22 protein-coding genes are annotated in these 23,783 nt (G+C 62.1%); 15 read left to right on the top strand and 7 right to left on the bottom strand.

The features are described from left to right. Nucleotides 1-97 precede the first annotated feature (97 nt). The 7 genes from ACWNZ1_RS15780 to ACWNZ1_RS15750 all read left to right on the top strand — a co-directional run bounded on the left by ACWNZ1_RS15780 (nucleotide 98) and on the right by ACWNZ1_RS15750 (nucleotide 7,531). Nucleotides 98-823, top strand: a complete 726-nt coding sequence (locus ACWNZ1_RS15780; RefSeq protein WP_135846937.1) for an RDD family protein — start codon at nucleotides 98-100, stop codon at nucleotides 821-823. After that, nucleotides 820-1,794, top strand: a complete 975-nt coding sequence (locus tag ACWNZ1_RS15775) for a stage II sporulation protein M (protein ID WP_135846938.1) — start codon at nucleotides 820-822, stop codon at nucleotides 1,792-1,794. The genes ACWNZ1_RS15780 and ACWNZ1_RS15775 overlap by 4 nt, the downstream gene beginning before the upstream one ends. Continuing rightward, entirely contained in the window at nucleotides 1,781-3,319 is a 1,539-nt protein-coding gene (locus ACWNZ1_RS15770; protein WP_135846939.1) for a DUF4129 domain-containing protein, read from the top strand. The genes ACWNZ1_RS15775 and ACWNZ1_RS15770 overlap by 14 nt, the downstream gene beginning before the upstream one ends. Further along, nucleotides 3,316-4,479 (top strand): DUF4350 domain-containing protein, encoded by a 1,164-nt coding sequence (locus ACWNZ1_RS15765; protein ID WP_256453652.1) that lies wholly within the window; start codon nucleotides 3,316-3,318, stop codon nucleotides 4,477-4,479. Before ACWNZ1_RS15770 ends, ACWNZ1_RS15765 begins: the two co-directional genes overlap by 4 nt. Further along, nucleotides 4,476-5,480 carry an AAA family ATPase gene (locus tag ACWNZ1_RS15760; RefSeq protein WP_135846941.1) on the top strand — a complete coding sequence of 335 codons (1,005 nt, stop codon included), beginning with the start codon at nucleotides 4,476-4,478 and terminating at the stop codon, nucleotides 5,478-5,480. The genes ACWNZ1_RS15765 and ACWNZ1_RS15760 overlap by 4 nt, the downstream gene beginning before the upstream one ends. A 7-nt stretch (nucleotides 5,481-5,487) precedes the next feature. Then, entirely contained in the window at nucleotides 5,488-6,819 is a 1,332-nt protein-coding gene (locus ACWNZ1_RS15755) for a DUF58 domain-containing protein (RefSeq protein WP_256453653.1), read from the top strand. 343 nt (nucleotides 6,820-7,162) lie between these two features. Further along, nucleotides 7,163-7,531 carry a DUF6124 family protein gene (locus ACWNZ1_RS15750; protein ID WP_135846943.1) on the top strand — a complete coding sequence of 123 codons (369 nt, stop codon included), beginning with the start codon at nucleotides 7,163-7,165 and terminating at the stop codon, nucleotides 7,529-7,531. A gap of 154 nt (nucleotides 7,532-7,685) precedes the next feature. Here ACWNZ1_RS15750 and ACWNZ1_RS15745 read toward each other — a convergent pair whose 3' ends face one another. Continuing rightward, nucleotides 7,686-8,045, bottom strand: coding sequence for a PilZ domain-containing protein (locus tag ACWNZ1_RS15745; protein WP_135846944.1), 360 nt, complete (start codon nucleotides 8,043-8,045; stop codon nucleotides 7,686-7,688). Between the two features lie 275 nt (nucleotides 8,046-8,320). Further along, nucleotides 8,321-8,695, bottom strand: a complete 375-nt coding sequence (locus tag ACWNZ1_RS15740) for a tetratricopeptide repeat protein (protein ID WP_135846945.1) — start codon at nucleotides 8,693-8,695, stop codon at nucleotides 8,321-8,323. Between the two features lie 228 nt (nucleotides 8,696-8,923). On the opposite strand from ACWNZ1_RS15740, the gene pyk reads away from it, so the two are divergent. Continuing rightward, nucleotides 8,924-10,375: a pyruvate kinase gene (gene pyk, locus ACWNZ1_RS15735; RefSeq protein WP_256453654.1), complete on the top strand. Its 1,452-nt coding sequence runs from the start codon at nucleotides 8,924-8,926 to the stop codon at nucleotides 10,373-10,375. 138 nt (nucleotides 10,376-10,513) lie between these two features. Here the strand turns inward: pyk and ACWNZ1_RS15730 are convergent, their stop codons facing one another. From ACWNZ1_RS15730 to ACWNZ1_RS15720, 3 genes are read right to left on the bottom strand one after another with little or no spacing between them, the layout of a single operon-like run. Next, entirely contained in the window at nucleotides 10,514-11,263 is a 750-nt protein-coding gene (locus tag ACWNZ1_RS15730) for an enoyl-CoA hydratase-related protein (protein ID WP_135846947.1), read from the bottom strand. Between the two features lie 28 nt (nucleotides 11,264-11,291). Beyond that, the gene (locus tag ACWNZ1_RS15725; protein ID WP_265072353.1) at nucleotides 11,292-12,227 is read right to left on the bottom strand and encodes an iron-sulfur-binding ferredoxin reductase; all 936 of its coding nucleotides are present in this window, start codon (nucleotides 12,225-12,227) and stop codon (nucleotides 11,292-11,294) included. Next, nucleotides 12,220-13,326 (bottom strand): GGDEF domain-containing protein, encoded by a 1,107-nt coding sequence (locus ACWNZ1_RS15720; RefSeq protein ID WP_256453657.1) that lies wholly within the window; start codon nucleotides 13,324-13,326, stop codon nucleotides 12,220-12,222. Before ACWNZ1_RS15720 ends, ACWNZ1_RS15725 begins: the two co-directional genes overlap by 8 nt. A gap of 406 nt (nucleotides 13,327-13,732) precedes the next feature. Here ACWNZ1_RS15720 and ACWNZ1_RS15715 point away from each other — a divergent pair, with 406 nt between their 5' ends. The 6 genes from ACWNZ1_RS15715 to ACWNZ1_RS15690 all read left to right on the top strand — a co-directional run bounded on the left by ACWNZ1_RS15715 (nucleotide 13,733) and on the right by ACWNZ1_RS15690 (nucleotide 21,758). Next, the gene (locus ACWNZ1_RS15715; protein WP_014339954.1) at nucleotides 13,733-15,256 is read left to right on the top strand and encodes a fumarate hydratase; all 1,524 of its coding nucleotides are present in this window, start codon (nucleotides 13,733-13,735) and stop codon (nucleotides 15,254-15,256) included. A 259-nt stretch (nucleotides 15,257-15,515) separates the two neighbouring features. Then, nucleotides 15,516-17,282, top strand: a complete 1,767-nt coding sequence (locus tag ACWNZ1_RS15710; RefSeq protein WP_135846950.1) for a sensor histidine kinase — start codon at nucleotides 15,516-15,518, stop codon at nucleotides 17,280-17,282. After that, nucleotides 17,275-18,600 carry a sigma-54-dependent transcriptional regulator gene (locus ACWNZ1_RS15705; RefSeq protein ID WP_456027740.1) on the top strand — a complete coding sequence of 442 codons (1,326 nt, stop codon included), beginning with the start codon at nucleotides 17,275-17,277 and terminating at the stop codon, nucleotides 18,598-18,600. Before ACWNZ1_RS15710 ends, ACWNZ1_RS15705 begins: the two co-directional genes overlap by 8 nt. Before the next feature lie 308 nt (nucleotides 18,601-18,908). Then, nucleotides 18,909-20,228 (top strand): MFS transporter, encoded by a 1,320-nt coding sequence (locus ACWNZ1_RS15700; protein WP_256453658.1) that lies wholly within the window; start codon nucleotides 18,909-18,911, stop codon nucleotides 20,226-20,228. Between the two features lie 300 nt (nucleotides 20,229-20,528). Next, nucleotides 20,529-20,939, top strand: a complete 411-nt coding sequence (locus tag ACWNZ1_RS15695) for a heme utilization protein (protein ID WP_135846953.1) — start codon at nucleotides 20,529-20,531, stop codon at nucleotides 20,937-20,939. A 198-nt stretch (nucleotides 20,940-21,137) separates the two neighbouring features. After that, entirely contained in the window at nucleotides 21,138-21,758 is a 621-nt protein-coding gene (locus tag ACWNZ1_RS15690; RefSeq protein ID WP_256453660.1) for a flavin reductase family protein, read from the top strand. A 69-nt stretch (nucleotides 21,759-21,827) separates the two neighbouring features. Here ACWNZ1_RS15690 and ACWNZ1_RS15685 read toward each other — a convergent pair whose 3' ends face one another. Together ACWNZ1_RS15685 and ACWNZ1_RS15680 are read right to left on the bottom strand one after the other, a co-directional pair. Continuing rightward, the gene (locus ACWNZ1_RS15685) at nucleotides 21,828-22,061 is read right to left on the bottom strand and encodes a hypothetical protein (protein ID WP_135846955.1); all 234 of its coding nucleotides are present in this window, start codon (nucleotides 22,059-22,061) and stop codon (nucleotides 21,828-21,830) included. 42 nt (nucleotides 22,062-22,103) lie between these two features. Then, nucleotides 22,104-22,457: a putative quinol monooxygenase gene (locus ACWNZ1_RS15680; protein ID WP_135846956.1), complete on the bottom strand. Its 354-nt coding sequence runs from the start codon at nucleotides 22,455-22,457 to the stop codon at nucleotides 22,104-22,106. Between the two features lie 327 nt (nucleotides 22,458-22,784). Here ACWNZ1_RS15680 and ACWNZ1_RS15675 point away from each other — a divergent pair, with 327 nt between their 5' ends. After that, nucleotides 22,785-23,714, top strand: coding sequence for an AraC family transcriptional regulator (locus ACWNZ1_RS15675; RefSeq protein ID WP_135846957.1), 930 nt, complete (start codon nucleotides 22,785-22,787; stop codon nucleotides 23,712-23,714). Nucleotides 23,715-23,783: the final 69 nt, after the last annotated feature.

Raw genomic sequence — 23,783 nt, 5'->3', positions numbered from 1 at the left:
AAAATGACATACACAGTTATATCGTTTGCCCGCGCGAAGGCTGCTAGCATCGATGCCGACATTGAACCTTCGAACCGGCCCATCACTCAGGTTGCCCATGCTCGAGACACCAGCACTGCAAAGGAACGCGACGCTGCCCGTGCCACTGGACACGCGGTATCAGGTTGAGACGCCCGAAGGCATCGACCTGCCACTGCGCCCGGCGGGGTTGATGCCTCGTTCACTGGCCTTTGCCATCGATCTGGGCATACGCGGGCTGGTGCTGGGCCTGCTCTTTCTCATCCTGGCGTTTTTCGGTGAACTGGGCATGGGCCTGGGTTCCATCCTGCTCTTTATCATCAGTTGGTGGTACATGGTGCTGTTCGAGGTGCTGAACCAGGGGCGCTCTCCCGGCAAGCAGATCATGGGGTTGCGCGTGGTGCAGGACGACGGTCGCCCCATCGGCTGGTCCGCCTCATTGATCCGCAACCTGTTGCGCTTCGTCGACATGCTGCCCTTCGCCTATGCCTTCGGGGCAATCAGTTGCCTGCAACATCCGGCCTTCAAACGCCTGGGCGACCTCGCGGCCGGCACGCTGGTGGTGTATCGCGAGCAACCGGTCAAGCGCCCCGCATTGCCATTGATACAACCGATACGAGCACCGTTTGCCCTGAGCCTGAACGAGCAACGCGCGGTACTGAGTTTCGCCGAGCGCCAAGCCCAGCTTTCCCCTGAACGAGTCAACGAACTGGCTGCCATCCTGGCCGCGCCATTGAAGCTGCAGGCGCCCAACGCCGTGGCCGAACTCAATGGCATTGCCCGCGGTCTGTTGGGGCCGACATGAAGCAAAGCCTGTTCGAAAGCCGCCACCAAGGGGAATGGGAAGATTTGTCGCGCCTGCTCGATCAACTGGAGCGCAGCCGCAACGTTTCCCAGAGCAGCGATTTTCCTCCTGCCTATCGACGGCTTTGCCACCATCTGGCGCTGGCCCAGGCCCGGGGCTACAGCAGTTTGCTGATCGACACCCTGCAACAACTGGCGCTGCGCGGTCACCAGCAACTCTACCGGGACCGCAGCCGCCCCTCGGCCAGTCTCTCGGCTTTTATCCTCGCCGGTTTTCCTCGACTGGTCCGCGAACAATGGCGCTTCGTACTGGCCGCCAGCCTGATGTTCCTGGGCAGCCTGGTGGGCATCGGGCTGTTGGTCTATCTGTTCCCCGAGTTGGTCTACAGCTTGCTGAGCGCCGAAGAAGTCAGCCAGATACGCAGCATGTACGACCCGGCCGCCGGGCACCTGGGGCGCTCGATCGAACGAGCCGCCAGCGAGGATTGGGTCATGTTCGGTTACTACATCATGCACAACATCGGCATTGCCTTTCAGACGTTTGCCAGCGGCTTGATGTTTGGCCTGGGCAGCGCGTTCTTCCTGTTCTTCAATGGCCTGACCATTGGCGCGGTGGCCGGGCACCTGACCCAGATCGGTTCGGGAGGAACGTTCTGGTCGTTCGTCATCGGCCACGGCGCCTTCGAACTCACCGCCATCGCCCTGGCCGGCGCCGCGGGCCTGCAACTGGGCTGGGCCTTGATCGCGCCGGGGCGCCTGACCCGGGGCGAGGCCTTGCGGCTGGCGGCGGGCAAAAGCGTGCTGATGGTCGGCGGGGTGATACTGTTTTTGCTCATCGCCGCGTTCATCGAGGCCTACTGGTCTTCCAGCGCCGTGACGCCCGCCACCAAATACACAGTCGGCGCGTTGTTGTGGCTGCTGGTGATCAGTTATCTGCTGTTTGCCGGACGGGTCCGCCATGCGCCTGAGTGACGCCACGGTCGTTATCCGCCCGCGCACCACCTGGGAAGCCATGGACCTCGGCGTGCTGATGAGCCAGCAACATCGACGGCTGCTGATGACCAGTTGGGCCATCGTCACGCTGCCGGTGTATCTGCTGCTGGCGCTGTTGCTGTGGGATTCGCCGTCCCTGGTCGTGGTGGTGTTCTGGTGGTTGAAACCGGCCTTTGATCGTCTGCCGTTGTACATTCTCTCCAAGGCGCTGTTTGGCGAAACGCCCACTTTGAAACAGGCCTTGCGCCAGTGGCCCGCGCTGCTCAAGCCCCAGTTGTTGGCGAGCCTGACCTGGCGCAGGTTTAGCTTGAGCCGCAGCTTCCTGATGCCCGTGGTGCAACTGGAGGGCCTCGCCGGTGAGGCACGGGAGCAGCGCCTGCGGGTCCTACTGCAACGCAGCGGCGGCGCGGCGCAATGGCTGACCATCATCGGCATGCACCTGGAAACCGTCCTCTGGTTCGGCCTGATGGCCCTGTTCTATCTGTTCGTGCCACAACAAGTCGAACTGGAATGGGACTGGCAGATGCTGGTCGCAGCGGCCGAGCACGATTGGTTGTGGTTCGAACACCTGGTCAACCTCCTCTATCCCCTGCTGTTGATCGTCTGGGAGCCGATCTATGTCGCCTGCGGCTTCAGCCTCTACCTGAACCGACGCACGATCCTCGAGGGTTGGGACATCGAACTGGCGTTCCGACGCCTGCGCCAGCGCCTGAGCGGCATAGCCCCGATGCTGATGTTGCTGGCACTGATGCTGCTACCACTGGCCCCCCCGGCATGGGCCGACGAGGACAGCATCGGCCCCGACAGCCCCCGGTTGCTCAATCAGCCCCTCACCAGCGAAGCCTCCCGGGACAGCATCAAGACGATCCTCGATGCCCCACCGTTCAAGAACCCGGAAGCAGTCACCCATTATCGTTTCGGCGAAGAAACCACCGACGCTCCCGAGAAGGGCGAAGCCCCAGGCTGGTTCAAGTCGTTGTTCAAATGGATGAGTGGCCAACGCTTCGACATCGCCGCCACACTGATCCAGATCGTGCTCTGGGCCTGCCTGGTGGGCGCGATTGTCTGGCTGGCCTGGCGCTATCGTGAACGGCTCAAGGCCCTGGTGAATCGCCGACCGACGCAACGCCTGCCGGTGGAGCGGCCTGTACCTGCGCAGATGTTCGGCCTGGATATCCGTGAAGAAAGCCTGCCGGTCGACGTGGCGGCCAGCGTCGAGCAGTTGTGGTCCAGCAACCCCCGCGAGGCCCTGGGCCTACTGTACCGGGCCCTGCTCAGTCGCTTGCATCACGACTTCAAGGTCCCCTTGAAACCCGCCGACACTGAAGGCCAGGTACTGCAACGCGTCGAACAGCTTCAACAGGAAAACCTGCTGGGGTTCAGTAAAAGCCTGACCCTGCATTGGCAGAACATTGCCTATGGGCATCGTGCGCCGCCGCCCCATTTGCAACAGGAACTGTGTGACCGCTGGCGCGGGTTGTTCGGTCCGGGAGTGTCTCGATGAGCCGGCGCCCGGGGTTGCTGGCCGGGGTAGTACTGGCCGCGCTGATGTGCGCATTGGGCGCTTACCTCTACGTCAAGGCCGTGCCCTATCAGGAGACCGTCGATCACGGCCCCTCTCCCGAAGCCCGGGCCAACCCCTACCTGGCCGCCGAACACTTCCTGCGCAAGCAGGGTATCAACGTCGAGCACGTCAATAACCTTGGCGTGCTACCCAACCTGGAGCCGCACCAGCGCAGCCTGCTGTTGCTGGGTGAACGAACCAACATGACGCCACGGGAAGTCGATCAGTTGATGAACTGGACCCGGGCCGGTGGGCGCCTGTTGTTTGTCGCCGAGGCCCTGTGGGATGACAGCACCGGCAGCAGCGGCGACTTGCTGCTGGACCGCGTGCGCCTGCGTCAACTCTTGAGTGAGGACCTCAAGGAACCGCCAGCGGAACTCATCAAGGATCGTTACCCCAAGCTGACCAAGTTGTACCTGGAGGACGAAGAGGCGCCGGCGTATATCGGCTTCGATACGGATTTCCACCTCGAAGACCCGCACAACCTCGCCCAGGCCTGGGCCAACAGCGAACTGGCGACTCACATGATGCAGCTGACCCTCGGCCTGGGCTCGATCACCGTGATCACCGACGCCGAGCTGTGGAAGAACGAGCACATCGACCAATACGACAACGCCTGGCTGCTCTGGTACTTGAGCGCCGACACGGACGTCACCCTGCTGTTCAACACCGACCACGACAACCTGCTGACCTTGCTGCTGCGCTATTTCCCCCAGGCATTGGTGGCGCTGCTGGCGCTGATTGCCCTGTGGCTCTGGCGCTCGGCGGTACGCCATGGCCCGCTGCAACAACCGGCCCCCAAGGCGCGGCGTCAGTTGGAAGAACACTTGCAGGCCAGCGCCGGTTTCCATCTGCGCCATAACGGCCAGCAGCAGCTGTTGCAGACGTTGCAACAGGACGTGCTGCGCCGGGCCCGCCATCTTCATCCCGGCTTCGAACAACTGGTCGTCGCCGAACAATGGCAGGTGCTCGCCCGCCTGACCCGCCAGCCCACGCGAGCCATCAGCCAGGCCTTGAGCCCCCGACCGAAACAGCGCATGTCCCGCGCTGAGTTCTGCCGCCAGGTCGCCCATTTGCAAACCCTTAGGAATGCCTTATGACTGAACAGAACGAACCTGCCGACGGCCAGACCCACGCCGTCCAACAGCGCCAGCGCGCCAGTCAGTTGGCCCAGGCGATCCGCACCGAGCTGCACAAGGCGGTAGTCGGCCAGAGCGCGGTGATCGACGATGTGCTCACGGCGCTGATCGCCGGCGGTCACGTTCTGCTCGAAGGGGTTCCCGGGTTGGGCAAGACCTTGCTGGTGCGTGCCCTGGCCCGTTGTTTCGGTGGCGAGTTCGCCCGCATCCAGTTCACCCCCGACCTGATGCCCAGCGACGTTACCGGGCACGCGGTGTACGACTTGCAGACCGAGCAGTTCAAGCTGCGCAAAGGGCCGGTGTTTACCAACCTGCTGCTGGCCGACGAGATCAACCGCGCACCGGCCAAGACCCAGGCCGCGCTGCTCGAAGCCATGCAGGAACGCCAGGTCACCCTCGAAGGCCGCGCCCTGCCCATCGCCCAGCCGTTCATGGTGCTCGCTACCCAGAACCCCATCGAACAGGAAGGCACCTACCCGCTACCGGAAGCCGAGCTCGACCGTTTCATGCTCAAGGTGCGCATGGACTACCCCGACGCCGACCAGGAATTGAACATGGTGCGCCAGGTCAGCCGCTCGACCCGCGCCGACATGCTTGACGTGCAGCCATTGCGTACGGTGTTGCAGGCCAAGGACGTGCAAGCGCTGCAACGCATCGCCAGTGATCTGCCGATGGACGAGCAGGTACTCGACTACGCCGTGCGCCTGGCCCGCACCACCCGCAGTTGGCCGGGTCTGACCCTCGGCGCCGGGCCTCGCGCCTCGATTGCCCTGGTGCGTTGCGCCCGGGCCCGGGCGTTGTTGCGCGGCGGCGAGTTCGTGGTGCCGGATGACATCAAAGGCTGCGCCCTGGCCGTGCTGCGCCATCGGGTACGACTGGCGCCGGAGCTGGACATCGAAGGGCTGACGGTGGATCAGGTGCTGGGGCAGTTGCTCGATCAAGTGCCGGCGCCGCGGTTGTGATGAGGCCATGAAACCCTCCCGCCTGCTGTTGACCTGGCTCGCCATCCTCCTGGCCCTCGGCATCGCGCTGGGCACGCTGCGGGCGTTGGGCATTGCGCTGCCATCGACGCTGCTGTCGATCAACTGGGGGTTGATGCTGGCGCTGCTGGCCCTGGCGCTGCTCGACGCCGTGCGCCTCAGGCGCTTGCCCTCGCCCCGGGTGCGACGGCAGATGCCCGGCAGCCTGGCACTGGGTCGATGGGGCGAAGTTCGCCTGGAAATCGGCCACGACTTTGCGCAGCCGCTGAACGTCCAGGTCTTCGATCACGTACCCGACGGCCTGGATTTCGAAAACCTGCCCCTGTCCGTCGAGCTTCAACCCGGCCAGCACAACCAGGTCGGCTACCGCCTGCGTCCGCTCAAACGCGGTCACTTCACCTTCGCCCAGTGCGAAATCAACCTGCCGAGCCCGTTGGGCCTGTGGACCGACAAGCGCCTGCTGGACGCGATCGATGAGACTCGGGTCTACCCGGATTTCGCCAGACTCTACGAAGGCCAGCTATTGGCGGTGGACAACTGGCTGAGCCAGCTCGGTATCCGTCAGCGGCAACGGCGCGGCCAGGGCCAGGAGTTCCATCAACTGCGCGAATTTCGCGAAGGCGACAGCCTGCGTCAGATCGACTGGAAGGCCACCGCCCGCCATCGGATACCGATTGCCCGGGAATATGAGGACGAGCGCGACCAGCAGATCATCTTCATGCTCGATTGCGGCCGGCGCATGCGCAGCCAGGACGGCGAGCTGTCGCACTTCGACCACGCCCTCAACGCCTGCCTGCTGCTCAGCTACACCGCCCTGCGCCAGGGCGACGCCGTGGGCCTGGGCACCTTCGCCAGCGAACAGCCGCGCTACCTCGCACCGGTCAAAGGCACCGGCCAGCTCAACGTCTTGCTCAACACCGTGTACGACCTCGACAGCAGCCAACGCCCCGCCGACTACCAGGCGGCCGTGACTCAACTGCTGGCCCGGCAAAAACGCCGGGCGCTGGTGGTGCTGGTGACCAACCTGCGGGACGAGGACGACGAAGAACTGCTGGCCGCCGTCAAACGGCTGGGCCAACACCACCGGGTACTGGTGGCCAGCCTGCGGGAAGAGGCGCTCGACCGCTTGCGCCAAGTGCCGGTGCAAACACTGCCTGAGGCCTTGGCTTACTGCGGCACGGTGGACTATGTGAATGCGCGGGCCGAACTGCATCAGCAACTGGGCGCCCATGGCATCCCGACCCTGGATGCGCGCCCCAGTGAATTGGGGGCGCAATTGGTGACGCAATATCTGGCCTGGAAAAAGGCGGGGACCGCCTAGGTCCTACAGCGAACAAGCAGAGGTCCGGCTGACTACAGCGCCTTGCGCAACGGACTACAGATCCGCCAGAATCCGCCGGCTTGTGCACCTTGGTCTTGCCCCGTAACTTGATTCGCGTCGCTGATATCCAGCGATCGGGTTTAGTCGCCCGGCGGTTTGACACGATGTGCACAAGCGTCATCCAGTGGGGTTCCCCTATCCCTTACTTGATGGTGGCTGTACGCAGGGCGCCCCCGGGCGCGCCGGACTTCGTGTCTCCGCCGGTCGACTAACCTGCGTCCAGCCGCCACCCTACATTCGTTTAGTCGCGAACCGGGTGGAGGCCCCATTAAGGAGACCTATCATGTTCAAGGCTACACCCAACCCACCACACACCGACCCACTATCCCCCCACGAAACCCTCGACCCCGAAAAACTCGAACAGGCCGCCCAAAGGGCCCTGGACTACTACCTCAAGCCGGACAACGGCCAAGCCGACAAGAAAACCGACAAGCAACTGGACTACTTCATCGTCGCCCCCGACGCCGACCCCGAAGGCATGCTCGCCCACAGCTACGAAACCTTCTGCTCGGTGAGCACGCTGATCCTGGATTTATCCGAAGACCTCGAAGGCGCCCCGCGCAACCTGGCCCTGGCGATTCACCAGATGGGCGAGATGGGGGTGTTGTTGCTGGAGAGGCTGCTGGATAACGAGGCGAAGATTCAGCGCTGAAGGCCGAATGACCTGTAGAACTACAGGGTGCATAAAGGACCCGTGGGAGCGAGCTTGCTCGCGATAGCGGTGGATCAGCTTGCATCAATGCTGAATGTGTCGCCGCCTTCGCGAGCAAGCTCGCTCCCACAGTTGGATTGAGTACACCCGCGGTTTAAGCCGATTCCGGCAACGGATAAAAACTGAAATATTGCTGCAACGCACTGATCAGTTGCAGGTACTCCGGCGGCGTCCAGTGCAGTCTGAAGCCGGCATCGAAATGCATCGGCGTCACGTCTTCATGGCACCACAGGCAATTGGCTTTCAACTTGATGTTTTGTTGCGGTCCCTCGTCGGAAGGGATTTTCAAGTGCAGTTCAAAGTCGGCGCCAACCATCAAAGGCAAATGACTGATCAGCATCAGGCCATTTTCAGAGACATTGCCCAGAAAGCCGATGGGCCTGTCATTGACGCCGTTGAACACGCGCAGGAAGCACGGCAACTGGTGCCGTTCGATTCGCCTTTTTTTGTACATGTCTTGTATCGCTTTTAAACGACCCCGGACAGGGGAAACGAATACTTCGGAACGAACCTTATACCAGTCCGCTCTCCCCGATCCCGGTGCCAGACACTTGACAGCGTCCAGGCCATACCTCTGCCGGTCACAGGTGCTTCTTAACATTAGAGACTCAGCTCTAATACGACTTGTACAAATATAGCTCAAGGTTTGGCGACAGCCAGCCCAGGTACGCACCTTTCATCTACCCCAACGCAATCACCTGCCGATGGCAAAGGGTTGGACGAACGGTCTCAGGACGCGGAGGGGCGGATCGCCGAGGCGCTGCGGGTCGGGTAATGACCCAGGCTCTGCAAGGTTTCGAGCCGCGCGCGGGCACGGTAAGCGTATTCGCTGTTAGGGTATTGGGTGAGGATGAACTGGTAGGTCTGCGCCGCATCGATGAACAGCTTCTGCCGTTCCAGGCACTGGCCGCGCAGCATCGAGACTTCCGGCTGCATATAGCGGCGGGCACGGCTGGCGCGGTCGACCTGGGACAATTCGAGCATCACTTGCTCGCAATTACCGCGGTCATAGGCCTTGTAGGCCAGGTTCATGTGATGGTTCATCGACCAACGGGTGCAGCCCGTGACGCTCAGGGCCAGGGCAACGAAAAGCACGAATCGCATGGGGAGGTTCTCCTGTCTTGAGCTCTGTATCGACCTGGGCAAGAAAATCTTCAGCCCGAAAACGCTTGCCTCGCCACAAGAGCGATGTTCGGCTTTAGCGGTTAAAGACGCAAAAATTTTCAGGAATGTTCATTTCGAAAAACAAACGAAAAAGTAGTGCATATGAACAATGACTACACCCAAAGAGCATAGTAGCCTTCGCTGGCGCTTGAACTTGAGGAGTCTTGCATGTCCGTCCGTCGCACCAAAATCGTCGCTACCCTTGGCCCGGCCAGTAATTCGCCGGAAGTTCTTGAACAGCTGATTCTGGCTGGCCTGGACGTTGCCCGTCTGAATTTCTCCCACGGCACCCCCGAAGAGCACAAGGCCCGTGCCAAGCTGGTGCGCGACCTCGCCGCCAAGCATGGCCGTTTCGTTGCCCTGCTGGGTGACCTGCAAGGCCCGAAGATCCGTATCGCCAAATTCGCCAACAAGCGCATCGAGCTGAAGATTGGTGACACCTTCACCTTCTCCACCAGCCATCCGCTGACCGAAGGCAACCAGCAAGTGGTCGGCATCGACTACCCGGACCTGGTCAAGGATTGCGGCGTGGGCGACGAGCTGCTGCTCGACGACGGCCGCGTGGTAATGCGCGTCGATACCGCCACCGCCACTGAACTGAACTGCACCGTGACCATCGGTGGCCCGCTGTCGGACCACAAAGGCATCAACCGTCGCGGCGGTGGCCTGACGGCGCCGGCCCTGACCGAGAAAGACAAGGCCGACATCAAGCTGGCCGCGGAAATGGAAGTCGACTACCTGGCCGTGTCCTTCCCGCGTGACGCTGCTGATATGGAATACGCCCGTCAACTGCGCGACGAAGCCGGCGGTACTGCCTGGCTGGTGGCGAAAATCGAACGCGCCGAAGCGGTGGCCGACGATGAAACCCTCGACGGCCTGATCAAGGCGTCCGACGCCGTGATGGTGGCCCGTGGCGACCTGGGTGTGGAAATCGGCGACGCCGAGCTGGTGGGCATCCAGAAGAAAATCATTCTGCATGCACGCCGCCACAACAAAGCGGTGATCGTCGCGACCCAAATGATGGAGTCGATGATCCAGAACCCGATGCCGACCCGCGCCGAAGTGTCCGACGTAGCCAACGCCGTACTCGACTACACCGACGCCGTGATGCTCTCGGCCGAAAGCGCCGCCGGCCTCTACCCGCTCGAAGCGGTGCAAGCCATGGCGCGCATCTGCATCGGCGCTGAAAAGCATCCGACCAGCAAGACCTCCAGCCACCGTATCGGCAAGACCTTCGAGCGCTGCGACGAGAGCATCGCCCTGGCGACGATGTACACCGCCAACCACTTCCCGGGCGTGAAGGCGATCATCGCCCTGACCGAAAGTGGCTACACGCCGCTGATCATGTCGCGCATCCGTTCCTCGGTGCCGATCTACGCGTTCTCCCCGCACCGCGAAACCCAGGCCCGCGCCGCCATGTTCCGTGGCGTCTACACCGTGCCATTCGACCCGGCCGCCCTGCAACCGGGCGAAGTCAGCCAGGCGGCGGTGGATGAACTGGTCAAGCGCGGCGTGGTGAAAACCGGCGACTGGGTCATCCTGACCAAAGGCGACAGCTACCACACCATCGGCGGCACCAACGGGATGAAAATCCTGCACGTTGGCGACCCGATGGTCTGAGTGACCTGCTGCTCGAAAAACAAAAGCCCTGCCATGTGAATGGTGGGGCTTTTTGGTTTCTACCTGATGCACAGGTATCACCTCGTCGGCCGCTATCGCGAGCAAGCTCGCGATAGGGCCAGCCCAGGCACTACAAAGTTAATGCCTGTTGATAAACCCCGACAACGCCTCTAACGCCTCGGGCGAGCGCAGGCGTTGGGTGAACAGTTTGCCCTCCTCTTCGATCACCCTGCGCAGTTGTTCCCGATCCGGTGCTTTCATCAGTTGCTTGCTTACGCGCACCGCGTCAGGCGGCAGCGATTCGAAGCGCAGCGCCGCCTCCCGAGCCTTGGCCAATGCCGCTTCACCACTGCCCAACGCCTCGGTGGCGATGCCCCAGGCGACCGCCTGTTCGCCGCTGAAGCCCTCGCCCAGCAGCAACAATTGCGCCGCCCTGGCCTGGCCGAGCAGGCGCGGCAGGATCAGGCTGGAACCGAATTCCGGGCACAGCCCCAGGTTAACGAACGGCATGCGCAGCCGCGCATCCCGGCTGACGTAGACCAGGTCGCAATGCAGCAGCAAGGTCGTGCCGATCCCCACCGCCGACCCGGCCACCGCGGCGATCACCGGTTTGCGGCAATCGAGCAAGCTGAGCATGAACTGGAACACTGGGTTATCGAGGTCGGCGGGTGGCTGTTCGAGGAAGTCGATGATGTCGTTGCCAGCGGTGAAGCAGTCACTGGAACCTGTGAGCAGCACCGCACGGATCTGCGGATCGGCATCCGCCATCGCCAGGGCCTGCGCCAATTGACTGTACATCGCCCGGGTCAGAGCGTTTTTCTTGTGCGGGCGGTTCAAGCGCAAGGTCAGCAGACCGCGTTCGCGTTCCAGCAGCAGGGTTTCGGTCATGGTCGGTCTCGCGTCTGAAGATCAGCGCTCAACCACGGGGCAGGAAGACGTCGGCCAGCAGTTGATTGCGCGGCAGGCCGGCCAGGTACAAGCGCTTGGCAAAGGCTTCGACCCGGTCGGGATGGCCGCAGAGTAAGGCTTGGGTTTGCCGGGAAACAAGCCGCAGTTGCGCCAACGCAGGCGGCGCCTCGGCCGCGGTCAGCAGCTCGACGCAGAGGTTTTCATGCTTGGCCGCCAGCGCCGCCAGGGGTTTGGCCAGGTAATGCCCGGCAGCATCATGGGCCACGTGAATAAGGCGAATCGCGCCTTGGTGATGCTGGCGCAGGGCTTCGCGCAGGATGCCGAACAGTGGCGCCAGGCCGGTGCCGGCGGCCAGCAGCCACAGGGGTTTGGCGTGCCAGTCGGGGTCATAATGCAGGGCGCCGCCGCGCAACTCACCGAGGCGAATCGGGTCGCCGCCTTTCATTTTTCGCGCCGCATCGATGAATCGGCCGGGCTCATGGCAATCGAGGTGGAACTCCAGGAAGCGGTCTTCCTCGGGCAGGCTCGCCAGGGAATAGGGTCGGGCCACGTCACCGGCCCATAGCACCAGATGCTGGCCAGCCTGGTAACGTAGCGCCCGCTCTGGGGTGACGCGCAAGCGCAGCACATCAGGGCCCAGCCAATCCACCGCCGCCACTTGGGCTGCCTGGCCGTCGCGTTGCGGGTCGAACGTATGAATCTGCACATCCTCGACCACCTGGCACTGGCAGGCCAGCCGCCAGCCTTGATCGCGCTGCGCAGGGCTCAGGGCGTCGGGCCGACTGTCGCGCACATCGCCGTCCACGCATTGCACCAGGCACGCGTGGCAACTGCCGGCGCGACAACTGTAGGGCACCGGCACGCCGGACTGATTCAACGCGTCCAGCAAGTTACTGCCTGCCGCCACCGTCCACTGCTTGCCGGCGACTGTCAGTTCAGGCATCGACATTCTCCCAGGCCGCGGCGCATCGATTGCGGCCGTCTCGCTTGGCTCGGTACAAAGCCTGGTCGGCACGCTGCAAGGCGTTGTCCAGGTCATCGCCCACTTCCAGCAGGGTCAAACCCGCCGACAGGCTGAGGGGGCCGACCTGCAGGCCAATCAGTTCGACTTCAGTAAATGCCAGCCGCAGCCGCTCGCAACAGGCGGTCAGGCGCGAGGGATCACAGGCGGGCAACAACATGACGAACTCTTCACCACCGTAACGGGCCAGCACATCGCCTTCGCGCAGACAGGCCGTGGCAACGCCAGCAAAGGCCTGGAGCACCTGATCGCCAGCGGCGTGGCCGTGCAGGTCGTTGATGCGCTTGAAATGGTCGAGGTCGATCAAGGCCAGGCCATGGGCGACGCCAGGCCTGAGGGTGTTGAGCTCGCGGGACGCCAGGCGCAGAAAGTGCCGGCGGTTGAACAGGCCCGTCAGTTCGTCGGTGGCCACCAGGTCTTCGAGCTGGCGCATCATGCCGCGCAGGGTGTCCTGGTGCGCTTGCAGGGCAAACCGTCGCTGGCGCATACGTTGGCGTGAGGTCTGGACATAGCGGGCGTAAAACACCAGCCACACCAGCACGAGAAACAGCACGCACACCTGCAAGCCGGCCAATGTGGGGTCGGGAAGCTGGAAGAAATAGCCGTCCCAGAGGGTAATGCCAGTGAAACCGATAAACACCAACATCGCGCAGCGCACGAAAGCCCGGCGCGACAGATGGAACAGGCCGAACAGCAGGATCAGCACATAAAACACCAGGAACACGCCCCGCGCCTGATCCAGGTGCGCCATCATCCAGGTCTGCCAGCCCAGGCCGATCAACACCTGTATTTCAGTGAGGCTGGGATCGGCGAAGCGCAAGTTGCGGTCGGTGATAAACAGCGCGAACAGCCCTGCCTGGCACAGCACCACCAACACACTGCCGATGATGACATCGCGCAACGAATCGAGGTAATGACCACTGAAAAATGCCAGCCACAGCAACACCAATGCCAGCGCGTAAGTGGCAGCTGCCAAGGCGAAGCGTTTCAGCAAAAGACGTTGGATGGCGTTATGGGTCAATCGTTGACTCACCATGGGAAAGGAACTGACAGGAGGCGTCCTACGCTACAGGCCAGACGCCACTTTAGTGGCGTGCAGGGCAAATGACCATTCAATTCTGGAGCAGAAAAATGGCGTCAAAGCAATGGCCAAAATTGACGCAGTTGTCTGATGTCCCTGGCGAGCGTTTACCTGTGGTGAGGGAGCTTGCTCCCTCACCACAGGTTTCCACATCCGACCTCATCAATCCGTCGCTATCGCGAGCAAGCTCGCTCCCACAGGGTGCCCGCCTGCGATATACTGCCGCGCCTTTTTAGTGTCGCGCCAGCATGCCCGGCGTGCCTTAAGAGGTGCCGCCCGTCGACCGATGCACCCAAACGGCCGGCACCTTATTGAATGTTCCCGTCTTTAGAGAGGAGCGCGACTCATGACCGTGATCAAGCAAGATGACCTGATTCAGAGCGTTGCCGACGCCCTGCAGTTCATTTCCTACTACCACCCCGTGGATTTCATCCAGGCGATGCACGAGGCCTACCTGCGCGAAGAATCGCCGGCGGCCCGTGACTCCATGGCGCAGATCCTGATCAACTCGCGCATGTGCGCCACCGGCCACCGGCCGATCTGCCAGGACACCGGCATCGTGACCGTGTTCGTGCGCGTGGGCATGGACGTACGTTGGGATGGCGCAACCATGAGCCTGGACGACATGATCAACGAGGGCGTACGCCGCGCCTACAACCTGCCGGAAAACGTCCTGCGTGCGTCGATCCTCGCCGACCCGGCAGGCGCGCGCAAGAACACCAAGGACAACACCCCGGCGGTCATCCACTACTCCATCGTCCCGGGCAACACCGTGGAAGTGGACGTGGCAGCCAAGGGCGGTGGTTCCGAGAACAAGTCGAAAATGGCCATGCTCAACCCGTCCGACTCCATCGTTGACTGGGTGCTGAAAACCGTTCCGACCATGGGTGCCGGCTGGTGCCCACCGGGCATGCTGGGCATCGGCATCGGCGGCACCGCCGAGAAAGCCGCGGTGATGGCCAAGGAAGTGTTGATGGAGTCCATCGACATCCACGAGCTCAAGGCACGCGGCCCGCAGAACCGTATCGAAGAGATGCGCCTGGAGCTGTTCGAGAAGGTCAACCAACTGGGCATCGGCGCCCAGGGCCTGGGTGGCCTGACCACCGTGCTCGACGTGAAGATCATGGACTACCCGACCCACGCCGCCTCCCTGCCGGTGTGCATGATCCCCAACTGCGCCGCCACCCGCCACGCCCACTTCGTGCTCGACGGCACCGGCCCGGCGTCGCTGGAAGCGCCACCCTTGGACGCCTACCCGGAAATCGTCTGGGAAGCCGGCCCATCGGCTCGTCGCGTGAACCTCGACACCCTGACCCCGGAAGACGTGCAAAGCTGGAAACCGGGCGAAACCGTGCTGCTCAACGGCAAGATGCTCACCGGTCGCGACGCGGCGCACAAGCGCATGGTCGAGATGCTGAACAAGGGTGAAACCTTGCCGGTGGACCTCAAGGGTCGCTTCATCTATTACGTTGGCCCGGTTGATCCGGTGGGTGACGAAGTCGTCGGCCCGGCCGGCCCGACCACGGCCACGCGGATGGACAAGTTCACCCGCCAGATCCTCGAGCAGACCGGCCTGTTGGGCATGATCGGCAAATCCGAGCGCGGCCCGACCGCCATCGAAGCGATCAAGGACAACAAGGCTGTCTACCTGATGGCCGTCGGCGGTGCCGCTTACCTGGTGGCCCAGGCGATCAAGAAATCCAAGGTATTGGCCTTCGCCGAACTGGGGATGGAAGCGATCTACGAGTTCGAGGTCAAGGACATGCCGGTGACCGTCGCGGTCGATAGCAAAGGCGAGTCGGTGCACATCACAGGTCCAGCCATCTGGCAGAAGAAGATCAGTGACAGCCTGGCGGTGGAAGTGCAGTAACACGCACTTTGCTGCTGTGAAAAAGGCCGGTGGGCGACAAGCTCACCGGCCTTTTTTTGTGCTCACAACATTTGATGTCCACCACAGATCCCTGTGGGAGCGGGTTGCTCACAAAAATTGCTGCTCACCACAGATCCCCTGTGGGAGCGGCCTTGCTCGCGATAGCGGTGGGTCAGCTTGCATCCATGTTGGATGGGCAGCCGTCTTCGCGAGCGCCATGCTATCGTGCCCGCCCGACTGTCTACCTGTTTATGCCAGTATGCTGCCGACTACCCGTACCTTGCGCCTGTCGTTGTACACCTTGCTGATCCTTGCCGGCGCAGCGGTTGCCGCCACCCTGGCCGTGCGTCACGCCGAACGCGAGGCCCTGGAGGAAGACGCCAGCCGGGCGAACCAGCAGTTGGCGCTGTACGCCAATTCATTGCACACCCTGATCGAACGCTACCGCGCCCTGCCCGCCGTGCTGGCGTTGGACCCGGAGTTGCGCGCAGCCCTCAAGGGGCCCGTCAACGCGGTGCAGCAGGACGCCTTGAACCGCAAACTGGAACAGATCAACGGCGCCGCGCAATCTTCCACACTGGAACTGCTCGACCACACCGGCCTGGCCGTGGCGGCCAGCAACTGGCGTCTGCCCAGCAGTTATGTCGGGCACAACTATGGCTTTCGCCCCTATTTCCTCCAGACCCGCACCCAGGGCACCGGAAGGTTTTATGCGGTGGGCGTGACCAGCGGCATCCCGGGCTATTTCCTCTCCAGCGCGGTGACCGGCGATAACGGCGAGTTCCTCGGCGCAATGGTGGTGAAGCTGGAGTTTCCGGAGCTTGAGCGTGAGTGGCGCCAGGGCAGCGACACCCTGCTGGTCAGCGATGCCCGAGGCATCGTCTTCATCGCCAATCGCCCAGGCTGGCGTTATCGCCACTTGCAGCCCCTGACCGACAGCGACCGCGCCGAACTCAAGACCACTCGCCAATACGACAAGCAACCGTTGCAACCCCTGGCCTATGAACCGCTGCGACGCTTTGACGACAACAGTCACCTGGCCCGGGTCGAAGCCCCCGATGGCCCGGCCGATTACCTGTGGGAATCCCTGCCGCTGAGTGCCGAAGGCTGGACGCTGCACTTGCTGCGCCGCCCGCAAATTGCCTTCGAAGACCGTCGCAATGCCGGGCTCGCCGCCGCCGGATTGTGGCTGACCCTGGTGTTCCTGCTGCTGTTTCTCAACCAGCGTTGGCGCCTGGCGAAACTGCGTCAGCGCAGCCGCGAAGAACTTGAACGATTAGTAGAAGAGCGCACCCGGGACTTGCGCACCGCCCAGGACGGCTTGGTGCAATCGGCCAAGCTTGCGGCGCTGGGGCAGATGTCGGCGGCCCTGGCCCATGAGATCAACCAGCCGCTGACCGCCCAGCGCATGCAACTGGCAACCTTGCGCTTGCTGCTTGATCACGGCCGGGTCGACGATGCCTACAAAGCCCTCAAACCACTGGACGACATGCTGACGCGCATGGCCGCCCTCACCGGTCACCTGAAAACCTTCGCCCGTAAAAGCCCCAGCGGCCTGCGCGAACGCCTGGACCTGGCGGCGGTGGTGGACCAGGCGCTACAACTGCTGGACACCCGCCTGCGCGACGAACAGGTCAGCACTGTGCTGCACCTGACGCGCCCGGCGTGGGTACGTGGCGATGCGATCCGTCTCGAACAGGTGTTGATCAACCTGCTGCGCAATGCTCTCGACGCCATGGCCGGCCAGCCCCTCAAGCGCCTGGAAGTGCGCCTGGAAGCCGATGATCAATTGTGGCGCCTGACGGTCAGTGACAGCGGCAGCGGCATCGCCGAGGAACACCTGGCCCAGGTCTTCGATCCGTTCTTCACCACCAAGGCGGTGGGCGATGGCCTGGGCTTGGGCCTGGCGGTTTCGTTTGCGATCATTCATGAATCCGGTGGACGGCTGTCGGCGGACAACCATGAGCACGGCGCGGTGTTCTGCGTGACCTTGCCCATCGATCAGGAGGCGCAGTTGCATGCTTGACTCAGTGATAGTGGTCGACGACGAAGGCAGCATCCGCAGCGCCGTCGAGCAATGGTTGAGCCTGTCGGGGTTCCAGGTGCAGTTGTTCAGCCGCGCCGAGGAATGCCTGGCGCACTTGCCGGAACATTTTCCTGGGGTGATCCTGAGTGACGTGCGCATGCCCGGCCTCAGCGGCCTGGACCTGCTGGCCGAAGTGCAACGGCGCGACCCCGACCTGCCAGTGATTCTGTTGACCGGTCACGGCGATGTACCGATGGCCGTGGAAGCCATGCGCGACGGCGCCTACGATTTCCTGGAAAAACCCTTCAGCCCCGAAGCCCTGCTCGGCAGCCTGCGCCGGGCCCTGGACAAGCGCACCCTGGTATTGGAGAACCGTCGCTTGCATGAACAAGCCGACGCCAAGGCCAAGCTCGACACAACGCTGTTAGGGGTTTCCCGGACCCTGCAAAACCTGCGGCGCCAGGTGCTGGACCTGGCGACACTGCCGGTCAACGTGTTGATCCGCGGCGAAACCGGCAGCGGCAAGGAATTGGTCGCTCGCTGCCTGCACGACTTCGGCCCGAGGGCGAGCAAACCCTTCGTCGCGTTGAACTGCGCGGCGATTCCCGAGCAGTTGTTCGAGGCGGAACTGTTCGGCCACGAAAGCGGCGCCTTCACTGGCGCCCAGAGCAAGCGCATCGGCAAACTCGAATACGCCGACGGCGGCACGCTGTTCCTCGATGAAATCGAGAGCATGCCTCTGGCGCAACAGGTCAAGCTGCTACGGGTGTTGCAGGAGCAGAAACTCGAACGCCTGGGCTCGAACCAGAGTATCCCGGTGGACCTGCGCATCATCGCCGCCACCAAGCCCGATCTGCTGGACGAAGCTCGAGCCGGACGGTTTCGTGAAGACCTGGCCTATCGCCTGAACGTCGCCGAGTTGCGCCTTCCGCCGCTGCGTGAACGCCGCGAGGACATTCCGCTGCTGTTCGAACACTTCACCCACAGCGCCGCCGAACGCCTGGGCCGCCGCGCCGCGCCCCTGAGCGGCCCGCAATTGAGTCACCTGCTCAGCCACGACTGGCCGGGCAACGTGCGGGAACTGGCCAACGTGGCCGAGCGCCAGGTATTGGGGCTCGATCAACCCCACACCCTGGAAACAGAACCTGGGCAGTCCCTCGCCGCCCAGCAGGAAGCCTTCGAAGCCCAATGCCTGCGCGCCGCCCTGACACGGCACAAAGGTGATGTGAAAGCGGTGCTCGAAGAACTGCAACTGCCGCGCCGCACCTTCAATGAAAAAATGCAGCGGCATGGGTTGAGTCGGGAGATGTTCTTGTAGTGCCGCTGAATTTTCTGTGCCGGTCCCGGCCCCATCGCGAGCAAGCTCGGCTCCCACATTTTGACCTGCGTACACATACCCTGTGGGAGCTGAGCTTGCTCGCGATGAGGCCAGCCCAGACAGCACATCTGCCCCACGGATAAGCGGATTCCCGCTCACACCCAATTCAGAACAAGCGGATTTCCGCTCACTTAACGCCGCAAACCCCTCTAGCCCGGCCTTCCAGCAGCTGGCACAGCTCCTGCTATAGCCCTGTCAGGCTGCGTTCCCACGCGCTCCACAAAAACAATTAAACGAAGGATCCTTCAATGGATAACTCCAACGCCCTGCCCATTGGGTCGGCTGCCGTGCCCGCCCGTGAAAGAACCACCGCCAGCCGGATCAAATCGATCTTCAGCGGTTCGGTCGGCAACATGGTCGAGTGGTATGACTGGTACGTCTACGCCGCTTTCTCGTTGTACTTTGCCAAAGTCTTTTTCCCCAAAGGCGACACCACCGCCCAACTGCTCAACACCGCCGCGATCTTCGCCGTGGGCTTTTTGATGCGCCCGATCGGTGGCTGGCTCATGGGCCTGTACGCTGACCGCGCCGGCCGCAAGGCCGCGTTGATGGCTTCGGTGTACCTGATGTGCTTCGGCTCGCTGATCATCGCCCTGAGCCCCAGCTATGAAACCATCGGCGTCGGCGCGCCGATCCTGCTGGTGTTTGCCCGCCTGCTCCAAGGCCTGTCGGTGGGTGGCGAGTACGGCACGTCGGCAACCTACCTGAGCGAGATGGCGACCAAGGAACGTCGCGGCTTCTTCTCCAGCTTCCAGTACGTGACCCTGATCTCCGGCCAGCTCATCGCCCTCGGCGTGCTGATCGTGCTGCAACAGTTCCTCACCACCGAACAGCTGTATGCCTGGGGCTGGCGCATTCCGTTCGCCATCGGCGCATTGTGCGCGGTCGTGGCGCTGTACCTGCGACGCGGCATGGAAGAAACCGAGTCGTTCACCAAGAAAGAGAAGTCCAAGGAAAGCGCCATGCGCACCTTGATGCGCCACCCCAAGGAACTGATGACCGTGGTCGGCCTGACCATGGGCGGCACCCTGGCGTTCTACACCTACACCACCTACATGCAGAAATACCTGGTGAACACCGTCGGCATGAGCATCTCCGACTCCACGACCATTTCCGCCGCCACGCTGTTCCTGTTCATGTGCCTGCAACCGGTGATCGGCGGGCTGTCGGACAAGGTCGGTCGCCGGCCGATCCTGATTGCCTTCGGCATCCTGGGTACGCTGTGCACCGTGCCGATCCTCACCACCCTGCACACCATCCAGACCTGGTGGGGCGCGTTCTTCCTGATCATGGCCGCGCTGATCATCGTCAGCGGCTACACCTCGATCAACGCCGTGGTGAAGGCCGAGTTGTTCCCCACCGAAATCCGCGCCCTGGGCGTCGGCCTGCCGTACGCACTGACCGTATCGATCTTCGGCGGCACCGCTGAATACATCGCGCTGTGGTTCAAGAGCATCGGCATGGAGACTGGCTACTACTGGTACGTGACGGCGTGCATCGCGGTCTCGCTGCTGGTGTACATCACCATGAAAGACACCCGCAAGCACTCGCGGATCCTCACCGACTGACATACGAGTCGTACAAGCAAAAGGGGCGAACCTGAACAGGTTCGCCCCTTTTTTCGTTCCATGTCTGAAGATTTATCTGACATTAATCTCTGGTTAATGCCTGCTCTTCATTCTCACTCTCAACCAAACGCAATTCGATACGTCCTGTGATGAGGTTTCCAAACCGCTCTGAGGCGACCACAAACATATCGAATTAATAGATTGGTTTAAGCGTTTTTTTGCGCTTTTTAATCAAATTAACCAGCGTAATATGAATTCCACACCCAAGGCACTTAACGCCAACCACTCTGGAGCACGACCATGAAAACCAAACTGATCCTCGCCCTGACCCTGTCGGTACTGGCTGCCAACACTTTCGCCGCCGATGGCTTCGACCGCACCAGCTCGGCTATTGCCGCTGATGGTTACAACCGCACTGGCTCTGCCACTGTTGCTGCTGATGGTTACGACCGTACTGGTGGCGCCGCTGTCGCTGCTGATGGCTTCGATCGCACTAACGGCGCTACCGTTGCCGAAGATGGTTTTGATCGCACTGGCGGCGCTACCGTTGCCGAAGATGGTTTTGATCGCACTGGCGGCGCTACCGTCGCTGAAGATGGTTTTGATCGCACTGGCGGCGCCACCGTTGCCGAAGATGGTTTTGATCGCACTGGCGGCGCTACCGTCGCTGAAGATGGTTTTGATCGCACTAACACTGCTGCCATCAGCTAATCCGATAACCCCACCCTCACAGCCCGGCTTCGGCCGGGCTTAGTTGTTTTTAGGGCATGGAAAAGGAAGGCGGACACTGGTTTCGTAATCGCCACGAATCAAGCCCGCTCCCACAAGATGCTACGGTGCTGACAAAAACAGCGGGGACCTGCACTATCCTCAACTCCTTATAAACCCAACGAAGGACCGCCTTCAGCTATGCCCGACGACATCCACTACTACGAACCCGCCCTAGGCCACGGCCTGCCCCACGACCCGTTCAACGCCATCGTCGGTCCGCGTCCCATCGGCTGGATTTCGTCACAGGACGCCGAAGGCCGCCTGAACCTGGCGCCTTACAGTTTCTTCAACGCCTTCAACTACATTCCGCCGATCATTGGTTTTTCCAGCGTCGGGCGCAAAGACAGCCTGAACAACATCGAACAGACCGGCGAGTTCGCCTGGAACCTGGCCACCCGCCCGCTGGCCGAGCAGATGAACCAGAGCTGCGCGATGGTCGCACCTGAGGTCAATGAGTTCGAACTGGCGGGTTTGACGCCGGCGGCGTCACGGGTGATCCAGGTGCCGCGCGTAGCGCAAAGCCCGGTGTCCTTCGAATGCAAGGTCACTCAGATCATTCAGTTGCAGCGAGCAGACAAAGGGCTGGTGCCGAGCTGGCTGATCCTAGGCGAAGTGGTCGCCGTGCATATCGCCAAGTGGCTGTTGAAAGATGGGGTGTACGACACCGCTGCCGCCGAGCCGATCTTGCGCGGTGGCGGGCCGGCGGATTATTTCCAGTTGGGGCCTGAGGCGTTGTTCAAGATGCATCGCCCTCGATAGAAGCAGCGCTATCCTCCGTGGCGAGGGAGCAAGCTCCCTCGTCACAAAAGCAATCCCATCGATGCTGGTTTACCAGACCAACCCACCCTCGTCGTCAACACCCTTGAGATGCGTCAACTGCACAGCAGCTGCATCGTCGGCTTCGGTAGCAGTCTTGAAGCTGTGCTCTTCAAGCACCTTGTTAAAGCGCGGCGCACCGGAGCCGCCAATGGCTTTGGTGGCAATAGCGGCGAAATAACCACCGCCCTCCCGGGGAACGACTGCGGAAACAGCTTCAAAGGTTTCAAAGGCTTTGCGTGCCATGTTTGTGCATCCTGGCGGTGAAAAATGACCGCCATTAAACCTTCAACCAGCCAGTTTGTGTACCTTCGCCAGACACCCTTCGGTCGCCTGGGCGGCGGATACGTCCCTGAAGGTGTGGAAGTCCAGGCTGCTCACCACCAGGTCCTGCACCAGCTCGGCGAAAATCGCCATGGCCGGAGAGTTGAAGTAGGCATCCATCGCCGACTGATTGAACCAGAGCCCGGACACCAGCCACAGATCCGCATCACACTGGGAATGTTGCAAGGCAAAGTGCAGGCAACCGGGGGCCTGGCGCGAAGGCGCGATCAGGGTACTCAGGCGTGCCCCCAATTGCTTCGAGCAACCGGCACGGGCGCGGACAAAAGCCATGTGACTGACGGGGATCTGTGTAGACATGTTCAACCCTCCCAGGTAATCCGTTGTGCAGCCGGGGACAGGCTGCGACAGGATCAAAGGTTAAGCGTCGCCACGCCAGCCTGGTTAGTCGATTCCTGCCGACCCATTGCACAATCCTGCCCACCGACGTAACAAAACTCGACATGGATAGGGCTGGAATCCGGATAGTTGAAACAAAAGGTTTCAAGCAAGTTTCAGCAGCATTGTCCGGCCCTGATCCGAAGTACCGTGCAGGATCAGGCAAGCTTTCAACAGGATGTGGCTATCGCTGCATCTTGCACAAACTTAAGCTTTGTTCATCGCTCCCTATTTCCTGAGGATTCCGGCATGTCGCCGCTCGATCACGCCCACGTCCCGCTGGACACGTACCTGGAACAACAGCGCGCCGAACTGGCATCGATCATCGACCGTAACACCAGCGAAGATGGTAGCTACGCCACGGCCATCGGCTCGCTGAACCTGTCGCGTCACAGCAAGCCTCATAAATTTGCCCCCGTGCTGGCACAACCGGCGCTGTGCATCATGGCCCAGGGCAGCAAGCAGGTGCACCTGGCGGACGAACTGTTCAACTACGACCCGCTCCACTACCTGGTGGTCTCGGTGTCGATGCCATTGAGTGGGTGCGTGACCGCCGTTTCGCCCGAACAGCCGATCCTGGCCCTGCGCCTGGACATCGACCCGGCGGAAATCACCGCGCTGATCGCCGACGCCGGCCCCTTGGGCGTGCCGACCCGCCCCACGGGGCGAGGCCTGTACGTCGAGCGCCTGGACACGCCGATGCTCGATGCCGTACTGCGCCTGGCGCGGCTGCTGGACAGCCCGAAAGACATCGCCATGCTCGCGCCGTTGGTGCGCAGGGAGATCCTGTACCGCCTGCTGCGCAGTCCACAGGGCTATCGCCTGTATGAAATCGCTATCACCAACAGTCAGAGCCATCGCATCAGCCAGGCGATCAAATGGCTCAACGGCCATTTCGAACAGCCGTTGCGCATCGATGACCTGGCTCGGGAAGTGAACCTCAGCGTCTCGACCTTGCATCACCGCTTCAAGGCCATGACCGCCATGAGTCCGCTGCAATACCAGAAACAATTGCGCCTGCAGGAGGCCCGACGGCTGATGCTGGCCGAAGGGCTGGAAGCTTCGGCGGCTGGATATCGCGTGGGTTATGAAAGCCCTTCGCAGTTCAGCCGCGAATACAGCCGGCTGTTCGGCGCGCCGCCGCTGCGGGATCTGGCGCGATTGCGGATGACCGTCTGATCCGTTTTTTTGTTGACTGGGCCGGCCTCATCGCGAGCAAGCTCGCTCCCACATTGGGTCTGTTGTGAA

This window comes from Pseudomonas sp. CFBP 5748 (assembly GCF_053850495.1).
The sequence above is the reverse complement of the archived record's forward strand: the minus strand, read 5'-3'. Positions and strand labels throughout refer to the sequence as shown.